This is a genomic window from Coleofasciculus sp., from assembly GCF_046539235.1.
In the GTDB taxonomy this organism is placed as follows: domain Bacteria; phylum Cyanobacteriota; class Cyanobacteriia; order Cyanobacteriales; family Coleofasciculaceae; genus Coleofasciculus.
In genome coordinates this window covers 1-5995 of sequence record NZ_JBKHHI010000413.1, presented here as the reverse complement: position 1 = coordinate 5995, position 5995 = coordinate 1, and the positions used below count along the sequence as shown (strand labels likewise).

Annotated in this window: 4 protein-coding genes, 1 tRNA gene and 1 pseudogene; 4 read left to right on the top strand and 2 right to left on the bottom strand. The window is 45.0% G+C overall.

The window, feature by feature from the left end:
- Positions 1–189 precede the first annotated feature (189 nt).
- Positions 190–278, bottom strand: a tRNA-Ser gene (locus tag ACLFWI_RS25550).
- A 666-nt stretch (positions 279–944) separates the two neighbouring features.
- On the opposite strand from ACLFWI_RS25550, the gene ACLFWI_RS25545 reads away from it, so the two are divergent.
- From ACLFWI_RS25545 to ACLFWI_RS25530, 4 genes and pseudogenes are all read left to right on the top strand, one after another.
- Entirely contained in the window at positions 945–2213 is a 1269-nt protein-coding gene (locus ACLFWI_RS25545) for a glycosyltransferase family 4 protein (protein WP_446415252.1), read from the top strand.
- A 213-nt stretch (positions 2214–2426) separates the two neighbouring features.
- Positions 2427–3164 carry a DUF1995 family protein gene (locus tag ACLFWI_RS25540; RefSeq protein WP_446407470.1) on the top strand — a complete coding sequence of 246 codons (738 nt, stop codon included), beginning with the start codon at positions 2427–2429 and terminating at the stop codon, positions 3162–3164.
- 187 nt (positions 3165–3351) lie between these two features.
- Positions 3352–3723, top strand: a pseudogene (locus ACLFWI_RS25535) (PAS domain-containing protein); the annotation flags it as partial.
- Complete coding sequence (locus ACLFWI_RS25530) at positions 3715–4803, top strand: adenylate/guanylate cyclase domain-containing protein (protein WP_446415253.1); 1089 nt, start codon at positions 3715–3717, stop codon at positions 4801–4803. The pseudogene ACLFWI_RS25535 and the gene ACLFWI_RS25530, both read left to right, overlap by 9 nt.
- A 196-nt stretch (positions 4804–4999) precedes the next feature.
- Here the strand turns inward: ACLFWI_RS25530 and ACLFWI_RS25525 are convergent, their stop codons facing one another.
- Positions 5000–5479: a GNAT family N-acetyltransferase gene (locus ACLFWI_RS25525; protein ID WP_446407468.1), complete on the bottom strand. Its 480-nt coding sequence runs from the start codon at positions 5477–5479 to the stop codon at positions 5000–5002.
- Positions 5480–5995: the final 516 nt, after the last annotated feature.

Below are 5995 nucleotides of genomic sequence, written 5' to 3'. Positions count from 1 at the left end.
TGGCAGAAATTCAACTCAAGCTTCAGGCATTACTCAAAGCCTTGCTTTAGTCATTCGTCATTCGCCCTTTGTCCTTTGTCCTTTGTCATGTTCGCTGCTATCCCAGCCACTGTCATATCAGGATGACTGATTTCTGGCTACGCCAAACGCTAAACCAATAGCTTAGTTCAACTTGAGGAGTTAATAAAACGGAGAGGGAGGGATTCGAACCCTCGGAAGCGCCTAAACACTTCAACAGATTAGCAATCTGCCGCTTTCGACCACTCAGCCACCTCTCCAAGGTGGTGTCTGAACTATCATAGCAGATGATCATCCCTTTTTGTCTAGTGTTAAATCGAGTCCATAGGGGAGCTGGGTGAGCTGGGGAGATTTTAGCTGCTCAATGATTTCTGCCACGCTGTACTAGGCGGACTGTCTCTGGCGACATCTTTACATAACTAAATTTTTCTTTACATATTGCAACTTTGATTTCTAGAGGCTATACTCTTTTCAAACGAGTAAAACTCAGCTCTTTTGATCAGCTATTGCTAAGTCTGCACCCTTTAAGCTATATACAACAATGATGAGGTTTCCGATGAAATTTGGTGTAGTCTGATGAAGCCGTCCATGACCGGAAAGAGGAAATCCTTTCTCAAGCTCTATAGTTGGGAATTACCAACCTGAACCTAGGTCGTTTCAGTTACTTAATTATTGCTGCGAAAAGTAAAAGGGAGGGAAACGTGGTACAAATATTCCCACTGATAGGGTTAACTAACAGTTAGCTCACTCTTTGTTTATCGCAAGTTAAGGGTTCATAGCATTTACCAACCTGTAGTCTGATGCGGACAAAGCCTTCAGCGTTTAAGGTTTTCTCAACCAAAAACCTGAGCGGAGGGAAAAGCTGCACAAGAATCAAACGCTTAATTAAGCTTAACCCTTGTTGAAATCGAGGATTAGACCAACTTATGAACAGTAAACATAGACAGCATATTGCTCTCATCTCAGTTCATGGCGATCCCGCTGTGGAAATTGGTAAGGAAGAAGCGGGTGGACAGAATGTTTACGTGCGCCATCTGGGTGAAGCCCTTGCCCATCTAGGATGGCATGTAGATCTGTTTACCCGAAAAGCCAATGCTGATGATCCTGTCATCGTAGAACATAGTCCACGTTGTCGGACTATTCGTTTGAAAGCCGGTCCAGAGGCATTTGTCCCACGGGATAAGATCTTTGGCTATACCGGCGAGTTCTTAGATAATTTGCTGAGGTTTCAAGAGTGGGAAGGTGTTCAATATTCCCTGGTTCATACCAACTATTGGATTTCTGCATGGGTGGGGATGCAATGGAAAAAACGGCAATCGATTCCCCAAGTTCATACCTACCATTCTCTAGGTGCGGTTAAGTATCAGTCAGTAGAAGCGATCCCAATGATTGCTGGTACTCGCTTGGATGTGGAAAAAGCGGTGTTAGAGACAGCCGAACGCACTGTGGCTACATCTCCCCAGGAAAAAGACCATATGCGATCGCTGGTTTCGAGTAAGGGTCATATTCAGATCATTCCCTGTGGCACAGACATTCAACGCTTTGGGGCGATTGACCGCACTCAAGCAAGACTTGAATTAGGATGGAATCCTGATGACAAAATCATCTTTTATGTGGGACGCTTTGATCCGCGTAAAGGCATAGAAACCCTGGTTCGCGCTGTGGGTTGCTCTCAGATACGCCATCATCCCCAAGTGAAACTGATTATTGGTGGGGGATCTCGTCCTGGTCAAAGTGATGGGATTGAGCGAGAACGGATTGAGGCGATGGTTGATGAATTGGGGATGAGGGATATTACCACATTTACCGGACGCATTCGCGATGAACTTCTATCGGTTTACTATACGGCGGCTGATGTCTGTGTGGTTCCCAGTCACTATGAACCCTTTGGTCTGGTGGCAATTGAAGCCATGGCTTGTAGTACGCCAGTTATTGCCAGTGATGTCGGTGGGTTGCAATTTACTGTCGTACCCGAAGAAACCGGATTACTAGCGCCGCCTAAAGATGAGGTGGCTTTTGCTGAGGCAATAGACCGCATTCTATCTCACCCCGACTGGCGCAATCAATTGGGTCAAAGGGCAAGACTGCGGGTGGAGGAAAAGTTTAGCTGGGATGGTGTGGCGCATCAACTCAGTGATCTTTATCTTCAGTTAGTCCGAAACTCCTCCCAGGTGTTGGAACAAGCCAGCGCGTAAACTACCCAGCGCTGACCTGTTGTATTCTGATTCTTGCAGCTAGGCGTTTCAGACGGTAGAGGTTTGGTTAAACCCCTACCGTCTTTTGATGCCTTTTTCAATACTCAAAACGACTCCCTGTTCCCGCTTGTGATTCATAGTTCGTTACAATTGAAAGGACACGACGAACAAAAAATCAAGGATAAAAGACAAAGGACAAAGGAAAAATGACCGATGGCTGAACTTCCTCAAACGTTAGACGAAGCGATCGCTCAAGCTCGCGAAGCGACACAAGCCGCCCTCAATGATGGATACACTCGCCTGCAAGTCGAGTTAGTGTTTCCAGAGATTGCCCTGCAAGCCCAATCCATTGCATGGCAATTTACCCCGATCTTTGAACAGTATGGTTCGGGGCTAAAGGTTCTCTTCCCTGATGCTGGGGCGGCGGCACTTGCCCGTCGAGACTGGGGAGAAACACCGTTTAAAGTCACAGACATTGGCACAAGTCGCTCCCCTGTCGAAAGTAGGATTCTGCCAGAGGATGAGGCGTTTTTGATTGTTTCCCCTTCAGCGGTGGAAGTGAGTCAAGTGGAAAAACTCTGCAATTTGGCAGGCGATCGCCCCTGCGTCTTACTCACGCCTCAGCTTGAAGATCTGAAAGTGGTGGGTATTGGTTACGCCGCCCGCCAACTCCGTGAACGGTTTCTCAGTACCCTAACCTCTTGTTACTACGTCCAACCTCTGGATGGGGCGGCTCTACTTCGGGTTTATCCGGGACTATGGCAAATCTGGCTGGAAAAGGAAAATGCCTATCAGCTTATTGCTGAAGAACCACAAAAACCTGTAGGAGATGCCGTAGAACTGATGATTGCTAAAGTAACAGGTAGCGGTGACTCAGAAGACGCGCCTGCCCCCAAAAAACCAGGGTTTCTCTCTACACTACAGAGCTTTTTAGACGCATTGAGTCGTTAATCAAACATCTAAACGCTAAACGCCAAAAACCAACTATATCTAGCGTCTTTTTCGCAAAAATGCTGAAAAAGCGCTATCTATGATATGATTCTACACTTTATGACGTCAATGTAATAATTGAAATTGAATAAAAAATTTTGATAGAGGGTGCAAAAACCGACCGTAAATCTTCCCTGGAACATGTCCAATGAATCCTTCTTGTGAGGAGAATGAGCCAAACCTATTCCATGGGGAAGCATCTCTCCAAGCCTTTTTCGATCTTTCTGCTGATTTGTTGTGTATCCGTGACAGTGACGGGTATTTTAGAGAACTCAACTCAGTTTGGGAAAAGACTCTAGGCTGGACGTTAGATGAACTGCGATCGCGCCCTTGGTTAGAGTTTGTTCATCCTGATGATGTGGCATTCACCTTTGATATGGAGAATCAATGTCACACTCTCCAGGATAATAAAACCCCAATCCGCCTTAAAAATCGCTTTCGTTGTCGAGACGGAAGCTATCGTTGGCTGTCTTGGCGTTTGGGAGCCTATCAAAATAATTTAAGCCATGGTATTGCCCATGATGTCACCGAAAGCAATTGGCGAGGTAGTCAGGCATATCGCAAAGGAGTCCAGGAAACTGTTAAGCTACGCGATCAAGCGATCGCAGCCAGCAGTGTCGGCATTGTCATTGCTGATGCGCGTTTGCCAGATATGCCGCTTATCTATGTTAATCCTGCCTTTGAGAGAATAACGGGTTACTCTGACGCTGAAGTCCTGGGTTATAATTGCCGTTTCTTGCAAGGAAAAGATACCAGTCAGCCCGCCGTTGATCAACTCCGTGCTGCGATTAAAGCCGGAGAAAATTGCACCGTTACCTTACTCAATTATCGGAAAGATGGAACACCGTTCTGGAATGAATTGACACTTTCACCCATTTATGATGATGGAAATAACCTGACTCATTTTGTCGGCATCCAGTCCGATATTAGCGATCGCATCAAAGCTGAACAAGCCCTGCGTTTAGAACAAGAAAAGTCAGAACGGTTATTGCTCAACATTTTACCCAAGCCTATTGTTGATCAATTAAAACAATTTGAGGGAAGTTTAGCCCAACAATTTACAGAAGCGACTATTTTATTTGCTGATATTGTCGGCTTTACGCAGCTTTCGGCTCAAATGTCTCCCTTAGAACTACTTAATCTATTAAATCAGATTTTTTCCGTTTTTGATAAATTAGCCGAAAAACATGGCATTGAGAAAATTAAAACCATTGGCGACGCTTATATGGCTGTGGCGGGTTTACCTGTAGCTAATGATCATCATGCCGAAGCAATTGCTCAAATGGCATTGGATATGCAACAAGCCATTCAACAGTTTAAAACACCACAAGGGGAACCCTTTCAAATTCGCATTGGTATTAATACGGGATTGGTAGTAGCTGGTGTAATTGGGATTAAAAAGTTCAGTTATGATCTGTGGGGAGATGCGGTAAATGTGGCGTCTCGCATGGAATCATCTGGACTTCCCGGAAAAATTCAAGTGACGGCGGCGACAAAAGAGCGTTTGCAGGATAAGTATATATTTGAACAACGAGGTGTGATCGCGGTTAAGGGAAAAGGGGAAATGATCAACTATTGGCTGGTTGGGAAGCAGAAGTAGTAGAGACGTGCCATGGCACGTCTGGGAGATGGGGAAGATGGGGGAGATGGGGAAGATGGGGAAGATGGGGGAGATGGGGAAGATGGGGAAGATGGGGAAGATGGGGAAGATGGGAGTTAATGCAAAATTCAGTCAGGGCGGGTTTTGTACTCCAGTTAGGGTCAATTATCAAAGTTAGTCCCTAAACCCGCCCCTACTATAGTTGTTTAACATAAACGCGATCGCACCGCTTTGTCTCTACCCCTGTGGTTGGCTGATAGCCGCTATTTTCATAAAGCTGAATGGCTTCTTTGAGAGCGCTGGCGGTTTCAATCCAAATTTGTTGGAAACCCCGGTTGGCAATTGTTTCCTCAAGCTGTTGCAACAAAAATTTACCGAGTCCTTGTCCTCTAAACTCTGGAAGCAGGTACATTTTACGGATTTCTACAGCGTTTTTGCCGCGTTCGACTGGATAATACGCCGAGGTTCCCACAACTTTACCTTGGTATTCGATGACCCAAAACTCTCCCCCAACCGTTTGATAGAAGGTTTCGACGTCAACCACATCGCGATCGGCTCCCCTAGGTTCCCAAGTTAAGCCGTATTCTGACAAGACTGAACCAATCACCTCGGCGGCGTTGACGCGATCGCGCGGTTCCCAGTCACGAATTAAAAAGTCACGGTAATAGGTTTTCATTTTGTACGAAATAAAGAATATCGAGTTTTATTATCGTCTTTGCTTGCCTTTCGAGCAAATATCATAATTCACGATTGTGGTAATCTGTCAAGCTAAGCTGTTCCACATTTAAAGCTTAATGTCAATAATGGTGAAATCCTTGTCGTAGTGTGAGCATCTTGCTCACTACTAAGTAGTCGTACTTCTTTAGGGTAAATGCTGGTAAAATTATCAGACACTACACTAAATTAATTCACAATAGACCAGTTGCTTATGCTATTCTCTATGACAATGCCCGAAAACTTTATTTTAAAAATTCATAAATAATAATTAATTGGTCATAATAACAATCACATTTTCATTTTGATTTCACCTATATTGAGGTAGTATCTGTAGGGGCGGGTTTAGGGACTAAGATTGATAATTGACCCTAACTCGAATACAAAACCCGCCCTTTCCATAGGATTGACCGAGCCAGATCATATCTGTAGGGGCGGGTTTAGGGACTAAGATTGATAATTGACCCTAACTCGAATA

Coding starts and splice junctions, on each gene's coding strand:
- ACLFWI_RS25545 (WP_446415252.1), top strand. CDS start 945: ATGAACAGTAAACATAGACAGCATATTGCTCTCATCTCAGTTCATGGC.
- ACLFWI_RS25540 (WP_446407470.1), top strand. CDS start 2,427: ATGGCTGAACTTCCTCAAACGTTAGACGAAGCGATCGCTCAAGCTCGC.
- ACLFWI_RS25525 (WP_446407468.1), bottom strand. CDS start 5,479: ATGAAAACCTATTACCGTGACTTTTTAATTCGTGACTGGGAACCGCGC.